The organism is Brachybacterium sp. AG952, from assembly GCF_004362645.1.
Lineage (GTDB): Bacteria > Actinomycetota > Actinomycetes > Actinomycetales > Dermabacteraceae > Brachybacterium > Brachybacterium conglomeratum.
Genome location: NZ_SNXV01000005.1, coordinates 220,404 through 239,302 on the forward strand (window position 1 = coordinate 220,404; position 18,899 = coordinate 239,302).

The window sequence follows — 18,899 nt, forward strand, 5'->3', positions numbered from 1 at the left end:
CGGCCTATGAGAGCGTCTGGGAACAGCATTCTTCATGAGAATCAGGGGGAGGGGAGCCACATGAACACCCGCAATGTTGCAAAAGCGACCACACTGGTTGCGACCGCAATTCTTGCAATGACCGCCGGTCTCACGTCAGCCCATGCCGACACCAGCAAAGCTGCAACAGCGAATCCCATCGAGTCGACGTCGGCAACTGATCCATATCAGCAGTCTCTTACCGCAGAAGATGGCACCGTGGTCACCTTCACGCTCGACCCAGCCGCACAGACATTGACCGTCACCAATACTCGGGGAGATCGAGAAGTGGTGACAGTCCCCGAAGACGTCCTGAGGGACCTCACCTCGGACGCGGCCGCTGCCACGCCGGGCGCGATCTCACCCCAGCGAGTGAGCGTCGAGACATGCAAGAACATTCTCTCCGCCGCAGGGTATGCCAATGGCATCGTGTGGACACTTGCGACGATCGCTGCCGCACCGACTCTTGCAGGATCGCTCGTCGGGGCGGGAGCGGGCGTCATCACCTCAGCGATGATCACGGAAGCGGGACGCCTCTGCAAATGAATGAATCCACCCCTGCCCGACAGGGTCAGCACACCGATAGGCGCCACCGTCTCGAACGGTGGTGGGCCGGACTCTCTCGGGCCAAAAGATTCCCGGTGATCGCGGCGTTGATCTTCATCCCTCTGGGACTGATCTCCACCGTGAGCTTCTGCCAGCTGATCCGCGATCCGAGCCTGGCGCCCGGATTTCAGTGGTCCGCGGCACTCCAGCTGGCGACGGGCGTGGCGTGCATCTTCTGGTACCGCTCGCCTGCCAAGAGCAGGCGAACGGTGCTCGCACATACCGCACTCGGCGTGGCACTTCTTCTGAGCACCGGCTTCGCGCTGTACATAGGGATGCAGGCGCTGCGCGCGCAGGTTCTCGGTGTGGGCCTGCTGCAGGCTGCGGGGCTCTGATAGGTGGCCTCCACCGAAGTCAGTCCCGGAAGGTCAGCGGCTCGCCCGTGAAGGCGCGCAGCGACTCGCGGGCCTCCTGCTCGAGGCGGACCGGGGAGCCGGTCTCCGCGTCCACCAGCACCATGACGGTGCGGGCGCGGGCGTAGGGCGCCCTCCCCTCGGGGTCGTCGCGGGTGAGGACGAGATAGTCCGCGGTCAGGCTCGCCCCGCCGATCCGGGAGAGCCACAGCCGCACCACCACGCCGTCGCGGCGGTGGCCGAGCTGACGGACGTACTCGATCCGCTGAGAAGCGATGACCGTGGCGATGTCCGTGTCCTCGGTACCGGCGCCGCTGACCGGCAGGGCGGCGGGCGGCTGCTGCGCCCCGAGCGCGAGCTGATCGGGCGCGGGCTGCCAGAAGGCGGCGATGCGGGCCTCCTCGAGCAGGCGCACCATGGCGGCGTTGTTCACGTGCCCGTAGGCGTCGAGGTCGGTCCAGCGCACGGGGACGGGCACGTCCAGCGGTGCGGGGTGCTCGGGCGTGGCGTCGGTGGTGATCGAGAACTGCATGATGCTCATGCTAGTTCGCCGGACCGGCACGGCCTGACCAGTACGATCGGGGCATGACCGCCTCGAACCCCGACCACGCGCGCATCGCCGCGGGCCTCGTCGACCTGCTGGACCTCCGTCCCGTCGATGCCGCGGGGGCGGCATCCTCCCCCACCGCCATCGCCGTCTACGAGGGGGACTCCTCCCCGCAGCCCGGCGGTCACGTCTTCGGCGGCCAGGTGATGGGCCAGGCCGTCACTGCGGTGGGCCGCACCGCCCCGGAGGGCCGTCGGATCCATTCGATGTACTCCTACTTCCTCGCCCCGGGCGATCCCGCGCACCCGATCCGCTTCGAGGTCGACGCGCTGCGCGACGGCGGCTCCTTCTCCGTACGACGCGTGCTCGCGACCCAGCCCGGCCGCACCGAGGAGGAGGGCGAGCGCACGATCCTCGCCATGACCGCCTCGTTCCAGGAGGAGCAGGAGGGGCTCGAGCACGCCGAGCACTCCCCCGAGGCCCCGGACCCCGAGGGGCTGCCGACGACCGCCGAGGTGCTCGCGGGAATCGAGCACCCGGTCGCCGAGTACTGGTCCAGGCAGCGGCCGATCGACATCCGCCACGTTACCGACCCGATCTACCTGCGGCCCGACGCGAACGGCGGCACGATCGACGCGCAGATGGTGTGGATGCGCACCCTCGCCCCGGTGGACGCGGACCCGCTACTGCACGACGCGATCCTCGCCTTCGCCAGCGACTACACGCCCTTCGAGCCGATCCTGCGCAAGCAGGGCCTGAGCTGGATGACGCCCGGTCTGAAGATGGCGACCATCGATCACGCGATCTGGTGGCACCGCCACGTGCGGGCCGACGAGTGGCTGCTGTACGTCCAGCGCTCCCCCTCCGCCTCGGGCGGGCGCGGTCTCACCCACGGGCAGATCTTCGACCGGTCCGGGGAGCTCGTCGCGACGGTCACGCAGGAGGGCATGATCCGCGCGCCGCGCCGGGGCTGATCCGCCGGGGCTGATCGGGCGGGGTCGTGATCCGGCGGGACTGTGATCCGGCGCGGCCGCCGCCGGTCAGGACATGACCGTGCGGGCGGCCTCCTGGGCGCGGGGCAGCGCCTCCTCCGCCGTGGTGTCGCCGCGGAACACCTCGGCGATGATCGCGAGGGCCTCGCCGGTCGCCTCCGCGGAGCGGGCCCCGTGCTCGGGGAGGGCCGGATCCTGCGGCACCTCCACCGCGGAGACGTCCACGCCGACGCCCGCCCAGCTCTCCTCCCAGGCGCCGCGCAGGTCGCGGTGCGCGGGGATCCCGAGGCGGTTCTCGGCCAGCGACCGCTGCCCCTCGACCGAGCCGAGCCAGCCCAGCAGCCTCCCGATCGCCGCGGCGCGGTCCTCGTCGTCGGGATCCACACCGGCGGCCGCGACGGAGTGCACCAGCGGACGGGCGCCCTCGGGCCCCGCGACCACCGGGTGCAGGGTCCACTCGAAGGCGCCGTCGATCTCCTCGACCAGGGTGTGGAGGTCGTAGGTGCCGGTCTGCAGCAGCCCCAGCCGCCCGCCGACGAAGAGGTCCCGGCAGCGGCCGGGCTCCTCGACGGTCTCGGCCGCGGCGGGCGCGAGATGGGAGGAGGCGAGGTCGGCGAGGTACTGGATCGCGGCGACGCCCTGCTCGGTGGCGAGGGTGACGGCGCCCTCCTCGTCCTGCCAGGCCCCGCCCTGCCCGGCGAGGAACGGGCCGAGCACCGAGGAGCGGTCGGGATGGGCGCTGAAGCCGTGGGTGGTGCGGGCGGCGGGGTCGAAGCCCTCGTCCCCGGGATGGCGGCCCTCCCCGTCGGCGGTGAGGGCGGTGGCGAGCTCCCGCAGCGGATCGGAGCCCGCGCCGGGGTCGAAGACCAGCGCGGAGGCGTCCCCGCCTGCGGCGGCGACGAGGCCCTGGTTCGCGATCAGCAGGCTCTGGTCGTAGTACTGGGGCACGCCCCACAGCGTCTCGTCGATCCGGTGGAGGTCGGTGGCGACCTGCTCCCAGGCGGAGCTGTCGCCCCCGACGATCTCGCCGACGTCCAGCAGCACCTCCGCGGCGTGGGTCTCGGCGAGATGGGCGGTGTTCATCCACAGCACGTCGGGCAGGGTGCCGCCGGCGACGTCGAGCGGCAGCTGGGTCCAGTAGTCGTCCCAGCTCAGCACCTCGAGCTCGACCTCGATGCCGCTGTCCGCGGTGAACGCGGCCAGCGACTCCTCGTAGGCGGCGCCGGCCGCCTCGCTCCACACCCGCATCCGGAGCCGGTCGCCGTCCTCGAGCTCGGCAGGGGCGCCGCGGGAGCAGCCGGAGAGGGCCCCGGCCCCGGCCAGTCCCGTCGCGGCGGCGGTGAGCAGGAGCTGTCGACGGGTCGGCACGGGTTCGGGGCCTCTCTGATGGGTGCGTCGGGCGGTGAGCCTCAGGCGGTGGTCACCAGCCCGAGCTCGGCGCGGGAGGACAGCACCGGATGCTGCGGGGTGACCCGCACGGTGCAGCCCACCCGGCCGGGGACGGCGAGGGCGAAGCGGGCGGCGAAGCGCCCGTCGTCCCCGCGTCGCAGCGGGATCAGCTGCGGATCGATGATCTCATCCCCGTCGGCGACCTCTCCCAGGACCGCCTCGACCAGCACGTCCTCGTCCGTGAGGCCGGCGAGGTCGATCTCGGCCGAGAGGGTGACCTCGGCGCCGGTCGCCACCTGGTCCTCGGTCGTGCCCTCGAGGCGCACATCGCGCACGGCGATCTGCGACCACTCCTGGCCCACACGGGCCTTCCACTCGGTGAACGCCCCGGCCAGCGCGGGATCCGCGGCGAAGGCGCCCGCGGCACGAGCGGCCGGGAGGTAGAGGTCGGTGACGTAGTCGCGCACCATCCGGGCGGCGGTGATCTGCGGGGCGATCCGCACCAGGGAGGAGCGGACCTTCGTCATCCAGCCGCGCTGCATCCCGCGCGCGTCGCGCTCGTAGAACAGCGGCGCGATCTCCTGCTCGAGGATCTCGTACAGCGCCCCGGCCTCGATCCGGTCGCGCTCGACCTGGTCGGCGACGTCAGCGGTCGGGATCGTCCACCCGGCCGCGGCGTCCTTCATCTCGTCCCACCAGCCGTCGGAGATGGAGAAGGTCAGACCGCCGTTGAGCACGGCCTTCATGCCCGAGGTGCCGGAGGCCTCCTCGGGGCGGACGGGGTTGTTCAGCCAGACGTCGGCCCCGGCGATCAGCACCGAGGCCATGCGGATGTCGTAGTCGGGCAGGAAGACGATCCGGTGGCGCACGCCGTGGTCGTCGGCGAACTGCACCAGCTGCTGGAGGAACTCCTTGCCGGGGCGGTCGGCCGGGTGGGACTTGCCGGCCACGACGATCTGGACCGGGCGCTCCTCGTCCAGCAGGATCCGCTTGAGGCGCTCGGGATCCGAGAGCATCAGCGTCAGCCGCTTGTAGGTCGAGACGCGGCGGGCGAAGCCGATGGTCAGGACGCCCGGGTCGAGGATGTGGTCGGTCCAGGCGAGCTCGGCCTCGTCGGCCCCGCGGCGCAGCCAGGAGTCCTTCACGTGCTTGCGCGCCATCGCCACGAGGTCTGCGCGCAGCGCGTCCCGGGTGGAGGTGAGCTCGTGGTCGGTGAGGGTCGACAGCGCGCTCCAGTCCGACATGGAGGAGACGTCGACGTCGCCGAGCGCCTTCTTGTACAGGTCGTCCATGTGGGCGGAGGTCCAGGTGCGGCGGTGCACGCCGTTGGTGACCGAGCCGATCGGGACCTCGGGCACGTCGAAGCCCGGATACAGGTTCTGGAACATCCCGCGGGAGACGGCGCCGTGGAGCTTCGCGACGCCGTTGGAGCGCTGGGCGATGCGGAAGCCGAGCTGGGCCATGTTGAAGATGTCGCCGCCCTCCTCGATGCCGAGCGCGAGCGCGGCCTCGACCGGGAGGGAGGGGATCAGGCGGGAGAGCCCGTTCTCGTCGGCGTCGAGGTAGCCGCGCAGCTGCGAGGCGTCGAAGCGGTCGATGCCTGCGGGGACCGGGGTGTGGGTGGTGAAGACGGTGCCGGCGCGCACCTCGGCGACGGCCTCGGAGAACCCGGCGCCGCCCTCGATCAGGCGACCCACGCGCTCCAGCCCGGAGAACCCGGCGTGGCCCTCGTTGAGGTGGAAGACGGTGGGGGCCGGTCCACCGGTGACGCGGGCGTACTCCTGCACGGCGCGGACGCCGCCGATGCCCAGGACGATCTCCTGGACGATGCGGTGCTCGTGGTCGCCGCCGTAGAGGCGGTCGGTGATCTGGCGGGCGGACTCGTCGTTGCCCTCGACGTTCGTGTCCAGCAGCAGCAGCGCGACCCGGCCCACCTGGGCCTTCCACACGGCGATCGCCACGTCGCGGCCACCCGGGAGGGTCACGCGGACGGTGAGCTGGGTGCCGTCCTGCTCGAGGACGGGCTCGACGGGGAGGTCGGCGGGGTCGTTGAGGCGGTACTCCTCCTGCTGCCAGCCGCTGCGGTCCAGGGACTGGGAGAAGTAGCCCCACTGGTAGAGCAGGCCGATGGCGGTCAGGGGGACGCCGAGGTCCGAGGCGGACTTCAGGTGGTCGCCGGCGAGGATGCCGAGGCCGCCGGAGTAGATCGGCAGGGTGGGGGTGATCCCGAACTCCATGGAGAAGTACGCGATCGAGGAGCCCTGGCCGGTGCCCTGCTCGCCCGGGACGGTGCGCTGGAACCAGCGGCCGGAGTCGAGATAGGTGCGCAGGTCCCCGACCTCGGAGCGCATCCGTGCGAGGAAGGACTCGTCCCGCGCCGCCTCGGCCAGGCGCCCGGCGGGAACCATGGGCAGCATCGCGAAGGGGTTCTCGCCGCTGTCGACGAAGGCCTGCGGGTCCAGGCTGCGGAACAGGTCGACGGTCTGTCGACGCCAGGACCAGCGCAGGTTCAGCGCGAGATCGCGCAGGGGGGCGAGGGCGTCCGGGAGCTCGGAGGCGACGGTGATCGTGGAGATCGGCTTCATGGCCCCCAAGATACCCGAGCCGGCCCTTCTTCTTGCAGTGGACTTGCGCGTCGATACCGCCGAAGTCCGGGAGAATTTCTAGACCCTCACCAGCGCTGTTGGGACACCTCCCGTTCATCCGCGCGAGTGGCCGTCACGATCTGTCAACCCTCTTGCAAGAACTTTCAGCGAACTCCGCTCCCCTCCTCCTCCCCCTGTCGTCCCCGTTCCGAGCGCTCCGCGCCCGCGACGGCGCTCCTGCCTGCCACAATGGGGGCGGCACCGTGGGGGCGGTGCCGTCGACGAGAGCACAGCGCATGGAGGGGCCCGGATGGTCAGCGAGGCAGCGACCGGGGACGTCATGGATATTCCCGGGATCCCGGAGGACACGATCGATCTCGGGGAGCGGCTCGATCCGGTGCGGACCCTCCTGCGGCGCACCGCGGGCGGGGACCGTCGCGCAGCCGGTGCGCTGCTGGACGTGCTCGGTCCGCGGATCCACGGTCTCGCGGTCCACGTGACCGGCTCCGCCGCCCGCGCCTCGGCGCTCACCGTCAGCGTGCTGCGCTCGTGCCTGCGCGATGCCGCCGAGCTCGCCGCGAGCGGGCTGCCCGGCGAGGCGGCGGTGCTGGACCGGGCCCGACGCGCGGCGCTCGCGACCCGTCCCAGCGGTGACGTCCGCTCGCTGGTCTCCCCCGCCGCCGCGAACGACCGCACCCGTGATCGTCGGGAGGTGGACGTGCTGAGGGTCCTGCTCGGCCTCCCGCTGCCGCAGCGCGCCCTCGTCGAGTCCGCAGCGCAGGGCCGCTTCGCGGCGACGGGGGCCGAGCGGCCGGGAGCCGCGACCGCCCTCGCCGAGGTCCTCGACGCGCTCGTGCCCCTCGGCGGCCCGGAGGACCCGGAGCTGCGGGCCCTGGCCGCCCTCGACGCTCTGGCCCTCGCGGACCCCTCGGAGCGGGCACGGCTGAAGGAGATCGCGCGAGGTCCCGAGACCGCGGGCGTGCACCGCCACGCGATCGAGGCGGCGGCGCGGCTGACGCTCCTGACCGCGGTCCCGCCCTCGCGGGACCTGCACGTGGCCGTGCTCGAGGGCTTCGCCCCGGAGCCGGTCCCCGCCCCGGAGCCCGAGGCGGCCTACAGCGGCGACTACGCGACCCCGGTGCTGGGCACGGACTCGCAGCGCCGCGTGGTGGGGCCGCCCGCCCGTCCCGGTGCCGCACCGGCCGCGGCGCCCAGGGCCGGGACGCCGACCCCGTCGGCCCTGTCGGCCCCGACGCCCGTCCCCTCCGGCGGTGAGCAGGCCGCCCCGGAGGCCGCCCCCTCCTTCGCCTTCCGTCCCGGCGACGAGGCGGAGCGCGGCCGCCGTGCTCGCCGCCGGCGCCGACAGCAGGCCCGCGCCGGGACGCGCCGCACGCCCTGGATCTCCCGCACGCTCGCCGCGCTCCTGGCGGTGACCGCGCTGGTGCTGGGCGGGCTGCTGGTGACCGCCCGCGGCGATCTCGCGGAGGCCGAGGAGTTCACCGACACCTGGGCGACGCTCTCCCTCTCCCCCGAGGCGCAGCTCGTGCCCGGGCTGAGCGACAACGGCACCTGGCAGGCGGTGATCGCGGAGGACGGTGTGGCGCTGCGCGCCGAGGGCGTCGCCGGCTGGGACGGCGAGGTGCTCGAGCTGTGGGGCGAGACCGACGGGGTCGCGCGGAGCCTGGGCGTGCTGGACCTCTCCCGCGACGGCGAGATCGCGTTCACCGCCGACGGGACCGCCGATCGTCTGCTGGTCACGCGGGAGATGGCACCGGGCAGCGGCTCCGGCTCCCCCTCCCCGCGAGTGGTGGCGACGCTCGACCCCGGGATCGGCGGCATCTGAGCGAGGCGCTCGTCGGGCGCGGACCGCGGCCCGGCGTCGGCGCCCGCTCTGCCGCCCGGCCAGGACGATGCCGGGACGACGCAAGGGGCCGATCACCTCGCGGTGATCGGCCCCTTGCGTCGGCTGGACCGGTGCTCCCGGCCCGGACCTCAGTCGCGGGTCAGGCGGCGGTAGGTCACGCGGTGCGGTCGCGCGGCCTCCTCGCCCAGGCGGGCGACCTTGTTCTGCTGGTAGGACTCGAAGTTGCCCTCGAACCAGTACCAGTTCGCCGGGTTCTCCTCGGTGCCCTCGAAGGCGAGGATGTGGGTCGCCACGCGGTCCAGGAACCAGCGGTCGTGGGAGACGACCACGGCGCAGCCGGGGAACTCCAGCAGAGCGTTCTCGAGCGAGCCGAGGGTCTGCACGTCCAGGTCGTTCGTCGGCTCGTCCAGGAGCAGCACGTTGCCGCCCTGCTTGAGCGTGAGCGCGAGGTTCAGGCGGTTGCGCTCGCCGCCGGAGAGCACCCCGGCCTTCTTCTGCTGGTCCGGGCCCTTGAAGCCGAACTGGCTGACGTAGGCGCGCGAGGGGATCTCGACCTTGCCGACCTGGATGTAGTCCAGCCCGTCGGAGACGACCTCCCAGAGGTTCTTCTCCGGGTCGATGTTCTCGCGGTTCTGGTCGACGTAGCTGATCTTGACGCTCTGGCCGATCTTCAGCTCGCCGCCGTCGAGCTCCTCGAGGCCCACGATGGTCTTGAACAGGGTGGTCTTGCCGACGCCGTTGGGGCCGATGACGCCCACGATGCCGTTCGGCGGCAGGGAGAAGGAGAGCCCGTCGATGAGCAGACGGTCCCCGAAGCCCTTCTTCAGGTCCTTGCCGTCGATGACCTGGTTGCCCAGCCGCGGGCCCGGCGGGATGGTGATCTCCTCGAAGTCGAGCTTGCGGGTCTTCTCGGCCTCCGCGGCCATCTCCTCGTAGCGGGCAAGACGCGCCTTGGACTTCGCCTGGCGGCCCTTGGCGTTGGAGCGGACCCAGTCCAGCTCCTCCTTGAGGCGCCTGGCGAGCTTCTGGTCCTTCTTGCCCTGGACCTGGAGGCGCTCCTCCTTCTTCTGCAGATAGGTGGAGTAGTTGCCCTCGTAGGGGTAGAGGTGGCCGCGGTCGACCTCGGCGATCCACTCGGCGACGTGGTCGAGGAAGTAGCGGTCGTGGGTGACGGCGATGACGGCGCCCTCGTACTGCTGGAGGTGCTGCTCGAGCCAGAGCACGCTCTCGGCGTCGAGGTGGTTGGTGGGCTCGTCCAGCAGCAGCAGGTCGGGCTTCTCCAGCAGCAGCTTGCACAGCGCCACGCGACGGCGCTCGCCGCCGGAGAGGTGGGTGACGGGCTCGTCGCCGGGCGGGCAGCGCAGCGCGTCCATCGCCTGCTCGAGCTGCGAGTCGAGGTCCCAGCCGTTCTGGGCGTCGATCTCGGTCTGGAGCTTGCCCATCTCCTCCATCAGCGCGTCGAAGTCCGCGTCGGGCTCGGCCATCTCCTCGCCGATGGCGTTGAAGCGCTGGACCTTCTTGAACAGCTCGCCCATGCCCTCCTGGACGTTCTCCAGGACGGTCTTGGACTCGTCCAGCGGCGGCTCCTGCAGCAGGATGCCGACGCTGTAGCCGGGGCTGAGGCGCGCCTCGCCGTTGGAGGGCTGGTCCAGGCCGGCCATGATCTTCAGGATCGTCGACTTGCCGGCGCCGTTGGGGCCGACCATGCCGATCTTCGCGCCCGGGTAGAAGCTCATGGAGACGTCATCGAGGATGACCTTGTCGCCCACGGCCTTGCGGGCCTTGTACATCGTGTAGATGAACTCTGCCAATGTGGTGTCCTTGTCGGAGAGCGGTCGGAGTGCTGGTCTCTCACCGGCGCGCCGCAGGGCGGTGCCGCACGGGAGTCGTCGCGATGTCCGACTCTACCCCGCCCGCCCTCGGCGCGACCCGCCCGGGTCCGGCTCGGGCCGGCCCGATGGAGGTCGAACCGGCTCAGTCCGTCGGGACGCCGCGCTCGGCGAGCACCCGTCGGGCGATGCTCACGCCGGGCTCGGTGCCCTCGGGGTGCGGCTCGCCGTTGCGGGGCCAGAGGTGCGCGTCGATGCCGAGCGCGCGGGCGGCCTCGACGTTCTCCGCGCGGTCGTCGAAGAAGATCACCGCCGAGGGGAGCCGCACTCCCCCGGTCTCGTGCGCCAGCACGTCCAGCAGCACCTCGTAGATCTCCCGCTCGGGCTTCACGGTGCGCTCCTCGGCGGAGATCACCGCGAGGGTGAAGGCCTCGAACCAGTCGGCCTTCCGCACCGCCTCGCCGAAGGCGGCCGAGGCGTTGGACAGCAGCGCCATGCGCACGTCGTTGCGGGCGAGGTCGTGCAGCAGCGCGCGGGAATCGGGCTCCAGGCGCAGGAAGTAGCGGTTGTCGGCGTCCTGCAGCTCGTCGATCTCCGCAGCGGAGAGCTCCTCCACGCCGGCGGCGCGGGCGACCGCGCCCCAGTACTCGGCAGGGCTGGTGCGGCCGGCGTCGTAGTCGCCGCGCTCGGTCCACAGCGCCTCGCCGACGGCCCCGGCGTCCCCGCCGAGCAGCGCGTGGATGTCGGGGACCGGGTCGTGGCCGGCGCTCAGCACGCCGCCGAAGTCGAAGACGACGGTGGGGCGCTGCGGGGCGCGTCGGCGGTTCTTCTTGCTCATGGGGTCACGTCCTCACAGGTGGGGAGTCCTTCGACGGTGCCGGTCTCGGCGATGGTGGTCGTCGCCTCGAGGGCCTCCTCGAAGGTGCCGACGGCGACGACCTCGAGGCCGTCGGGCTCGTAGCCGACGACCTCCTCGCAGTTCGCGGAGGGGGCCAGGAAGAACTCGGCGTCGGACTCCTCCGCGCCGACCATCTTCTGGCGGATCCCGCCGATGGAGCCGACGGTGCCGTCCTCGGCGATGGTGCCGGTCCCGGCGATGGCGTGCCCGCCGGTGAGGGCCCCCTCGGTCAGCTCGTCGTAGACGGACAGGGAGAAGATCAGCCCCGCGCTCGGGCCGCCGACGTCGCCGACGGCGATGTCGATGTCGAGCGGGAACTCGTGGCCCTCGGCGAGGATCACCCCCATCCGCGACGTGCCGTCGACGAGCTCGGTGGGGACCTGGAGGTCCTTCTCCTCGCCGTCGCGGCGCACGGTCATCTCCACGTCCTCGCCCTCGGGGACGGCGGCGATGAGGTCGCGATAGCCCTGCACGTCGCCGGCGGTCCGCCCGCCGACGGAGACGATCACGTCGCCGCCCTCGAGGGTGCCGGCCGCGGCGCCGTCCTCCTGGACGCCCGCGATCATCACGACGTCGCGGTACTCGATGTCGAGCTCGTCCAGGGCGACCGCGACGGCGTCCTGCTGGGAGGTGCTCATCGCGGCGGTGTTGGTCAGGGTGGTCTGCTCACGGGTCTGCCCGTCGGGGAAGACCGCCTCGCGCGGCAGCACCATCTTGGAGCGGTCGAACCAGGCGGCGACGACCTCGACGGGGGTCACCCGGTAGCCGGGCCCGCCGTCGACGGAGACCGTGGTCATCATGAGCGAGCCGTCGGTGGGGTGGGTCTCGGCGCCGTCGATGACGAGGATCTCCTCGTCCTCCCACTCGCCGAGCACGTCGATGGCGGGGCCGGGCCGCTCGATGACGTAGGGCACGGGGAGCAGGGAGCCGCCGAGGATCATCGCGCACAGCAGCACGAGCATCGTCAGGGCGAGCCGAGGCCGGGCGAGCTGCGCGTCGTCGATCGCGCGCGCGGCCGCCGCGCGCACCCCGCGGCGGCGGGCAGGGGGCGTGGGGTCGTCGGTCACCCGGCCCATTGTGCCGCACCGGGCGGGACGGTCAGCGCGCTGCCGGGGTGCGGTCGGTACCCTGGGGACCCCACGGACCGCAGGAGGTGGCCATGAGCGATGCCCCGATCCCGGGTGGACCCGGTGACATGGACGAGGAGGCGCTGAAGCGCTTCCTGAAGGAGACCTTCGGGGACGCGCTCCCCGAGGGGGCGCTGGACGGGCTGGACCTCTCCGCCCTCGCGCAGCAGGCGAACCTCCCCCAGGACCCCGCGCAGCTGCGCGCGGCCGCCGCCCAGATGCAGCACCTCTTCGCCGCCCAGGGCGACAGCCCCGTGAACTGGCAGATGGCGGAGGACCTCGCGCGTCGCACCGCCGCCGGCCAGGTGACCCTGCCGGGAGTCGAGACGCCGTCCGGCACGCCGGGCGATCCGAGCCCGTCGGCCGAGCAGGTCGCCGAGCTGCGCCAGGCGGCGCAGGTGGCGCGGCTCTGGCTGGACCCGGTGCTCGCGATCGACGTGCCCACCGCGGAGCTGCAGGTGTACAGCCGCGGCACCTGGCTCGCGCGCACCCTGCCGCGCTGGAAGCCGATCGTGGAGCCGGTCGCGAAGTACATGGCCGGCGCCATCGGCGAGGCGATCAGCGCGCAGATGGGGCAGATGGGCGATCTCGGCGCGATGGGCGCGGCCGGGATGCAGATGCCCGGCGGCGGCGATCCGGCCGGGATGATGGAGCGCATCGGCGGGACGATGTTCGGCGTCCAGTTCGGCCACGCGATCGGGGCGCTGGCCCGGGAGATCTCCGGCACCACGGACCTGGGGCTGCCGCTCGGCCGCGACGGCGAGCCGGCGCTGGTCGCCGCGAACGTCGAGGACCTCATCTCCGCGCACTCCCTCGACCCGGCGGCGACGCGGATCTTCCTCGCCTCCCGCGAGATCGCGCACACCGCCCTGTTCACCGCCGCGCCGTGGCTGGGCCGCGCCCTGTTCTCCGCGATCGAGGACTACTCCCGCGGGATCACCCTGGATCTCGACGCGCTCGACGAGATGGTGCGGGACCTGGACCTCTCGGACCCGCAGTCGATGCAGGCGCGCCGGCCCGAGGAGATGTTCGTCTTCACGCGCCGCGCCTCGCAGGAACGTGCCCTCGAGGAGCTCGCGACCACCCTCGCACTGATCGAGGCGTGGGTCGACCACGTCACCACCAAGGCGCTGACCGGCAAGCTGCCGGACCTCGAGGCGCTGCGCGAGGTGCTGCGCCGCCGCCGCGCGGCCGGCAGCCCGGCAGAGCAGATGCTCTCGAAGACCATCGGCATCGAGATGCGGCCGCGCCGCGTGCGCGAGGCGCTGTCCTGGTGGGAGTCCGTGCTGGCCACCGAGGGCGAGACCGGCCGCGAGGCGAAGTGGGACCACCCCGACCTGCTGCCCACGGCGGAGGTGCTCTCGGGCACGCCGCAGGCGCCGAGGACCGATGCCGCCGCCCCGGCGGAGGGCGCGGAGGAGCTCGCCGACGTCACCATCCCCGTCGACTTCGACGCGGAGCTCGAGAAGCTGCTGTCTGGCGAGGGCGTGGACGACGCGCCCCGCGAGGACGAGCAGGGCCGGCTGCGCGAGGACGACGAGGACCCGGGCGACGGGGGCACCGACGACGGAGGTTCGGACAGCGGCGACTCCGACGGGTCCGGCACCGACCAGGACGGGAACGGCCCGGCGGGCGATGCCCGCTGAGGTGGACGACGGCACCGCGGACGCCTCGCCGGTGGCGGACGGGGCTCCTGCCGCCGAGCCGCCCGTGAGCGCTCCGACGTCGTCGGCCGCGCCCGAGCCGGCGGCGGCAGAGCTCGCCCTCGCGCTCGAGGGCGCGGCCTCGACGCCCGACCTCGCCCGGGAGTTCCTCGACCTGCTGACGGGCGTGCCGCGCGCCCTGTATCGCGACGGCGGGCCGCGCCATCTCACCGCGAGCGCGATCGTGACCGATGCGCCGGGCGAGCACGTGGCGCTCGTCTGGCATCTCAAGGGCCGCTTCTGGGTCCAGCCCGGCGGTCATCTCGAGGACGGCGAGACGAGCCTCGAGCAGGCGGCGCGGCGCGAGGTCGCCGAGGAGATCGGCCTCTCGGGCCTGGAGCGCATCGGCGAAGGACCCTCGATGCTCCACCGTCACGGGCTGGACGCCGCCTTCGGCCGCTGCCAGGAGCACTGGGACGTGCAGTACCTGCTGCGCGCCCCGCGCCCGGCCGCCGAGATGCCGCTCAGGGCGAGCGAGGAGTCGGGGGACGTGAAGTGGTTCCCCTGGCCAGCGCGCTCGCCCCTGGCGGGCTCAGCGGCGAAGCTTCTGCCGGAGGGCGTGGTCCCGGACCTGCCCGCCGCGCTGGATGCCCTCGCGGAGCGCTTCGCGACGCTGCTGCGCTGAGCTCCTGCGCTGAGCTCCAGCGCCGAGAGGTCCGGCGCCGTCCTGTGCTCGACGGCCTCCGCGCGCGCAGCCCCGCCCGCCCCGGCCGCGCTCAGGACTCCCCGACGGCCTCCTCGACGTCGTCGCCGTCCAGCGGCGGCATGTTCTTCGCCCAGGAGACCCCGTCGAGGAATCCCTGCGCCTTCTCCGCCTGCGGGTAGGCGGCCATGAGGGCCTTGAACTCGGGCCCGTGGCCGGGCACGAGCAGGTGCACCAGCTCGTGCATCATCACCGAGCGCACTACGTAGTCCGGCATGCCCTGCAGCTGGTGCGAGAGCCGGATCGTGCCGTCGGCCGGGGTGCACGAGCCCCAGCGGGTGTTCTGGCGTGTGGACCACGTCACCGAGGCGGGGTGGGCCCGGCCACCGAGATGAGCTTCACTGACCTCGCGCGCCATCCCCATCAGCTCTGCATCGCTGCGCCTCGCGGGGGTGCTGCGCGCCTCCCGCGCGACCATCTGGTCGACCATCTTCCGTGCCCAGTCCCGCTCCTGGCGGGCGCTGAAGGAGGCGGGGATCGCGACCACGATGTCGCCGTCGCGCCTCGTGATGGACACGGTGCGGCGCCGGCGTGCGCTGCGCCGCACGAGCACCCGCTCGCCGCGGGGCCCGCTCAGCTGCTCATGGTGGACCAGATCATTCATGGGGCAAGCCTGGCACGCTCGGCAGGCGAAGTTTTTTCGTCCACAGCTGTGCACTGCGAACAGGCCGGTCAGAACGTCGTGACCGGGGACGATGACGGTTCCTCCACAGTGTTCACACCGGGTGGTGCCGGCTGTCCACAGGATGGGGCCGGTTGTCCACAGGCGGTCCCCGGTCCGTCTTTGACCCGCCCGGTCCGCAGGGGCTAGGTTTCCCTGCACGTAGGACCCCGGGATAACTAGCAGGACGCACACGGGGAAGGTGCGCGTGGTGCTGAGCGCCCCCGGGGTCCTACGGCCCAGGTCGGCCTCACGCTGCCGTCGGGCCGCCGATATCGGCTCGTCGTGCGCACTTCCTCGGCTCCCCCGGAGCCCCCAGTCTCCCGAAGCGCACGACGGGCCGGTCAGATCGGATCACTCCTCTTCTGCGCCGCGCCGCGGCCGTTCCTGATTCGTGCGCATGTGCGCCCCCCGCTACAGTGGTCCGGTCCCGGTCCGCGGCGAGAGTCGTGCGCCGGTGAATGTTCATCACTCACGAACCCACGAGGAGCGGATATGGCCGACGAGACCTATGCCGGAGAGTTCTACTGCGTCAAGTGCCGCGAGAAGCGGGAGGCCGAGGGCAACGTCGTCGTCTCCAACGGTCGTCGCATGGCCAAGGCCGTGTGCCCGGAGTGCGGCACCAAGCTGAACCGGATCCTCGGCAAGGCCTGATCGACGTACTGCGAGGCACGAGCGGTAGGAGATCAGGCAGCCACAACTGCTGATCGACGTACTGCGAGGCACGAGCGGTAGGAGATCAGGCAGCCACAACTGCTGATCGACGTACTGCGAGTCTCCGCCTCCACAGACCGCGAAGGGCGGGGCACCATCGGTGCCCCGCCCTTCGTCGTCCCCTCGCCCTTCGCGGGCGCGCTCATGCCGCGTCGGCGTCGGGGAGAGGGTTCTTCCGCGGGCGGCCGCGGCCGCGCTTGACGGCGATGATGCGGCCGTCCTGGAAGATCGCTCCGCCCCAGACGCCCCAGGGCTCGCCCCGGTCCAGGGCACCCTGGCGGCACTCCTGGATCAGGGGGCAGTCGGCGCACAGGAGCTTGGCCTGCTCGAGGTCGGCGGGGCGCTCGGAGAAGAAGAGGTCGGCCGCGTCCGCGTCGTGGCACGGCAGCATGTCTGCGGAGGCGTCCGCAGGGTTCAGGAAAGTGGTCAGTAGAGAAGTCATCGTCTCGCTGCTTCGACGTCGTCGGGAAGGACGGCCCCGGGAGGGGCGGGAGGGGGCGGCGCCGGTGCCGCCCCGTGCAGCGAGGGTGGACCTCGTCAGCTCAGGCGGAGCACCGCGGGGGCATAGCCCCGTTCGCGCGGCAGAAGAGCGGGCGCGCCGAGGGGGCGCAGGCCAGCTCCTGCCAGATTCCTGAAAACGATCACGAGACCCACCCCCTTTCTGTGCGCGTGCCCCGGCTTCCCGGCTCACGACCCGAACGATTGACGTGGACGACTCTACACCCGTCCCGGCGAATGCAGAAGTATTTTTTGACCTGCGGTTTCAGTCCTTCGCGGAGGGTCCGGCGAGGATCTGCAGCAGCGCGGCGCCGTACGAGGAGACCTTCGCGGGGCCGATCCCGGGCACGGCCAGCAGCTCCTCCTCGGTGCGGGGCGCACGCTCGGCGACGGCCTCGAGGGCGGCATCGGTGAGCACGGCGTAGGCGGGGACGCCGCGCCGGCCGGACTCCTCGCGCCGCCAGCTGCGCAGCTCGGCGAGCAGCTCGGGCCCTGCGGTGGAGGGGCAGCCGTCGTGGCGGCCGCGCCGCTGCTCGGCGGCGGAGACGAGGCCCTGCCCGCACACCCGGCACTCGGAGTAGACGGTCGCGGAGCGTCGGCCGGTGCGGCGCGGTCCGGGGCCGGGCGCGGTGCGCGGGGAGTCGGGATGGGCGAGCACCCCGTCGAGGAAGCGGGAGGGCTTGCGGGAGCCGCGGGCGCCAGGGGTGCGGGCCGCGGCCCAGCTGACGGTGAGCAGGTCGCGGGCGCGGGTGAGGGCGACGTAGAACAGTCTCCGCTCCTCCTCGACCTCGGCAGGGGTCTTCGCCATGGAGATCGGCAGCAGCCCGTCGCTCGCGCCGACCACGAACACGACCGGCCACTCCAGGCCCTTGGCGGCGTGGACGGAGGCGAGGGTGACGCCGTCGACGACGGGCGCGGCCTGCGACTCGGCCCGCTCCTCGAGCTCTCGGACCACGTCGGCCATGGTCGCGCCGGGCCGGGCGGTGATGGTGTCGGTGAGGCCGACGAGGGCGTTCAGCGAGTCCCAGCGGTCGCGGATCGCGCCGGTGGTGTCCGGGGCCTGCTCGGACCAGCCCTGCTGGGAGAGGACGTCGCGGACGGCGCGGGCCGGGTCGAGCTGCTCGACGCGGGTCGCGGCGCGCAGGGACACCATCGCGCGCCGCACCTCCTGCCGTTCGAAGAAGCGGTCCCCGCCGCGCACCAGGTAGCCGATGCCGCGGGCGGTGAGCGCCTGCTCGAACGCCTCGGACTGGCTGTTGGTGCGGAACAGGATCGCGATCTCGGAGGCGGTGCGGCCCTCGGCGATCAGCGCGCCGATGCGGTCGGCGATCCCGTCGGCCTCGGCGGCGTCGTCGGGGAAGGACTCCACCAGCGGCGGCGGCCCGGCATCGCGCTGGGAGACGAGGGTGAGACGACCGGCGCGGGTGCGGCCCTGCGCGCCGTCGAGGACGGTGTTGGCCATGCGCACGATCTCGGGGGTGGAGCGGTAGTTGCGCTCGAGGCGGATGGTGCGGGCGCGCTTGAACTCGCTGCGGAAGTCCAGGAGGTAGGAGGCGCGGGCGCCGGCGAAGGTGTAGATGGTCTGGGCGGCGTCGCCCACCACGCACAGGTCGTCGGAGGTGCCCAGCCACAGCCGCAGCAGCGCGTGCTGCAGGGCGGAGACGTCCTGGTACTCGTCGACGACGAAGTGCTTGTACTGGGAGCGGACCTCGCGGGCGACGTCGCCGCGCTCGGTGAGGAAGCCGACCATGTGCAGCAGCACGTCCTCGAAGTCGATGACGTTGTGCTCCTTCTTCACCTCCTCGTACTGGGTGAGGATGCGGGAGATGGAGCGGGAGTCGAAGCCCGCCACGCCCGGGCGGCGGGCCTGCGCGGCCGCGTCCGGATAGGTCTCGGGGGTCAGCATCGACACCCGCGACCACTCGACCTCGGCGACGATGTCGCGCAGCGCCGCCCGGTCCACGCTGAGGTGCAGGCGGGAGCAGGCCTCGCCCACCCCGGCGTACTTGCTGGCGATGATGTCGGGCATCGGTCCGCCGACGACGCGGGGCCAGAAGTGGCGCAGCTGGCGCAGCGCGGCGGAGTGGAAGGTGCGGGCCTGCACGGCGGGCACTCCGAGGTCCCGCAGGCGCGAGCGCATCTCGGCGGCGGCCTTCGCGGTGAAGGTGACGGCGAGGACGTGGCGGGGGTTCAGCTGACCGGTGCTGACGCCGTACGCGATGCGGTGGGTGATCGCGCGGGTCTTCCCGGTGCCGGCGCCGGCGAGCACGCACAGCGGCGTGCCGAAGCTGCCCGCCACCTCGCGCTGCTCGGGGTCGAGCGCGGCGAGGAGCGATTCCGCATCTGGCGGGGCGGAGCGGGCGGTGGCGTCGGGGGCGGCGGTCTGGTCGGTCATCGCCCTCCATCCTGCCA

Annotated in this window: 16 protein-coding genes; 7 read left to right on the forward strand and 9 right to left on the reverse strand. The window is 72.5% G+C overall.

What is annotated here, in order from left to right; translation table 11 throughout:
* Positions 1-60 precede the first annotated feature (60 nt).
* Positions 61-564 carry a hypothetical protein gene (locus tag DEU31_RS13420; RefSeq protein ID WP_133677510.1) on the forward strand — a complete coding sequence of 168 codons (504 nt, stop codon included), beginning with the start codon at positions 61-63 and terminating at the stop codon, positions 562-564.
* A 95-nt stretch (positions 565-659) separates the two neighbouring features.
* On the forward strand, positions 660-959 hold the full coding sequence (locus DEU31_RS13425; RefSeq protein ID WP_010551110.1) for a hypothetical protein: 300 nt from the start codon (positions 660-662) through the stop codon (positions 957-959).
* A gap of 19 nt (positions 960-978) precedes the next feature.
* Here DEU31_RS13425 and DEU31_RS13430 read toward each other — a convergent pair whose 3' ends face one another.
* On the reverse strand, positions 979-1,509 hold the full coding sequence (locus DEU31_RS13430) for a thioesterase family protein (RefSeq protein WP_010551111.1): 531 nt from the start codon (positions 1,507-1,509) through the stop codon (positions 979-981).
* A 53-nt stretch (positions 1,510-1,562) separates the two neighbouring features.
* Here DEU31_RS13430 and DEU31_RS13435 point away from each other — a divergent pair, with 53 nt between their 5' ends.
* Positions 1,563-2,498 (forward strand): acyl-CoA thioesterase II, encoded by a 936-nt coding sequence (locus DEU31_RS13435; RefSeq protein WP_133677511.1) that lies wholly within the window; start codon positions 1,563-1,565, stop codon positions 2,496-2,498.
* Positions 2,499-2,564: 66 nt separating this feature from the next.
* Here DEU31_RS13435 and DEU31_RS13440 read toward each other — a convergent pair whose 3' ends face one another.
* Together DEU31_RS13440 and glgP are read right to left on the reverse strand one after the other, a co-directional pair.
* The gene (locus DEU31_RS13440) at positions 2,565-3,884 is read right to left on the reverse strand and encodes an extracellular solute-binding protein (RefSeq protein WP_133677512.1); all 1,320 of its coding nucleotides are present in this window, start codon (positions 3,882-3,884) and stop codon (positions 2,565-2,567) included.
* A gap of 41 nt (positions 3,885-3,925) precedes the next feature.
* Entirely contained in the window at positions 3,926-6,490 is a 2,565-nt protein-coding gene (glgP, locus tag DEU31_RS13445; RefSeq protein ID WP_133677513.1) for an alpha-glucan family phosphorylase, read from the reverse strand.
* Positions 6,491-6,800: 310 nt separating this feature from the next.
* Between glgP and DEU31_RS13450 the strand changes: the two genes are divergently transcribed.
* A complete protein-coding gene (locus tag DEU31_RS13450; RefSeq protein WP_133677514.1) occupies positions 6,801-8,333 on the forward strand; it encodes a hypothetical protein in 1,533 nt (510 codons plus the stop codon).
* Between the two features lie 149 nt (positions 8,334-8,482).
* Here DEU31_RS13450 and ettA read toward each other — a convergent pair whose 3' ends face one another.
* The 3 genes from ettA to DEU31_RS13465 form a co-directional block, all read right to left on the reverse strand.
* Positions 8,483-10,165, reverse strand: a complete 1,683-nt coding sequence (gene ettA, locus DEU31_RS13455; RefSeq protein ID WP_010551116.1) for an energy-dependent translational throttle protein EttA — start codon at positions 10,163-10,165, stop codon at positions 8,483-8,485.
* Positions 10,166-10,328: 163 nt separating this feature from the next.
* Positions 10,329-11,021, reverse strand: a complete 693-nt coding sequence (locus DEU31_RS13460; protein WP_010551117.1) for an HAD family phosphatase — start codon at positions 11,019-11,021, stop codon at positions 10,329-10,331.
* The gene (locus tag DEU31_RS13465) at positions 11,018-12,157 is read right to left on the reverse strand and encodes a PDZ domain-containing protein (RefSeq protein WP_010551118.1); all 1,140 of its coding nucleotides are present in this window, start codon (positions 12,155-12,157) and stop codon (positions 11,018-11,020) included. The genes DEU31_RS13460 and DEU31_RS13465 overlap by 4 nt, the downstream gene beginning before the upstream one ends.
* A gap of 83 nt (positions 12,158-12,240) precedes the next feature.
* Between DEU31_RS13465 and DEU31_RS13470 the strand changes: the two genes are divergently transcribed.
* Positions 12,241-13,854 carry a zinc-dependent metalloprotease gene (locus tag DEU31_RS13470; RefSeq protein WP_126984485.1) on the forward strand — a complete coding sequence of 538 codons (1,614 nt, stop codon included), beginning with the start codon at positions 12,241-12,243 and terminating at the stop codon, positions 13,852-13,854.
* 64 nt (positions 13,855-13,918) lie between these two features.
* Positions 13,919-14,536, forward strand: coding sequence for an NUDIX domain-containing protein (locus DEU31_RS13475; RefSeq protein WP_239639362.1), 618 nt, complete (start codon positions 13,919-13,921; stop codon positions 14,534-14,536).
* Positions 14,537-14,627: 91 nt separating this feature from the next.
* On the opposite strand, the gene DEU31_RS13480 is transcribed toward DEU31_RS13475, so the two are convergent.
* On the reverse strand, positions 14,628-15,218 hold the full coding sequence (locus DEU31_RS13480; RefSeq protein ID WP_133677515.1) for a M48 family metallopeptidase: 591 nt from the start codon (positions 15,216-15,218) through the stop codon (positions 14,628-14,630).
* A gap of 552 nt (positions 15,219-15,770) precedes the next feature.
* Between DEU31_RS13480 and DEU31_RS13485 the strand changes: the two genes are divergently transcribed.
* Complete coding sequence (locus DEU31_RS13485; RefSeq protein ID WP_010551122.1) at positions 15,771-15,929, forward strand: DUF5679 domain-containing protein; 159 nt, start codon at positions 15,771-15,773, stop codon at positions 15,927-15,929.
* 202 nt (positions 15,930-16,131) lie between these two features.
* Here DEU31_RS13485 and DEU31_RS13490 read toward each other — a convergent pair whose 3' ends face one another.
* Positions 16,132-16,431, reverse strand: a complete 300-nt coding sequence (locus tag DEU31_RS13490; RefSeq protein ID WP_050815754.1) for a WhiB family transcriptional regulator — start codon at positions 16,429-16,431, stop codon at positions 16,132-16,134.
* A 321-nt stretch (positions 16,432-16,752) separates the two neighbouring features.
* A complete protein-coding gene (locus DEU31_RS13495) occupies positions 16,753-18,882 on the reverse strand; it encodes an ATP-dependent DNA helicase UvrD2 (RefSeq protein ID WP_133677516.1) in 2,130 nt (709 codons plus the stop codon).
* Positions 18,883-18,899: the final 17 nt, after the last annotated feature.

Bases quoted from the DNA above. Each gene is read 5' to 3' on its own strand.
- DEU31_RS13435 (WP_133677511.1), top strand. From the start codon at position 1,563: ATGACCGCCTCGAACCCCGACCACGCGCGCATCGCCGCGGGCCTCGTC.
- DEU31_RS13495 (WP_133677516.1), bottom strand. From the start codon at position 18,882: ATGACCGACCAGACCGCCGCCCCCGACGCCACCGCCCGCTCCGCCCCG.
- DEU31_RS13450 (WP_133677514.1), top strand. From the start codon at position 6,801: ATGGTCAGCGAGGCAGCGACCGGGGACGTCATGGATATTCCCGGGATC.
- DEU31_RS13490 (WP_050815754.1), bottom strand. From the start codon at position 16,431: ATGACTTCTCTACTGACCACTTTCCTGAACCCTGCGGACGCCTCCGCA.
- DEU31_RS13465 (WP_010551118.1), bottom strand. From the start codon at position 12,157: ATGGGCCGGGTGACCGACGACCCCACGCCCCCTGCCCGCCGCCGCGGG.
- DEU31_RS13420 (WP_133677510.1), top strand. From the start codon at position 61: ATGAACACCCGCAATGTTGCAAAAGCGACCACACTGGTTGCGACCGCA.
- DEU31_RS13470 (WP_126984485.1), top strand. From the start codon at position 12,241: ATGAGCGATGCCCCGATCCCGGGTGGACCCGGTGACATGGACGAGGAG.
- DEU31_RS13485 (WP_010551122.1), top strand. From the start codon at position 15,771: ATGGCCGACGAGACCTATGCCGGAGAGTTCTACTGCGTCAAGTGCCGC.
- glgP (WP_133677513.1), bottom strand. From the start codon at position 6,490: ATGAAGCCGATCTCCACGATCACCGTCGCCTCCGAGCTCCCGGACGCC.
- DEU31_RS13460 (WP_010551117.1), bottom strand. From the start codon at position 11,021: ATGAGCAAGAAGAACCGCCGACGCGCCCCGCAGCGCCCCACCGTCGTC.
- DEU31_RS13430 (WP_010551111.1), bottom strand. From the start codon at position 1,509: ATGCAGTTCTCGATCACCACCGACGCCACGCCCGAGCACCCCGCACCG.
- DEU31_RS13480 (WP_133677515.1), bottom strand. From the start codon at position 15,218: ATGAATGATCTGGTCCACCATGAGCAGCTGAGCGGGCCCCGCGGCGAG.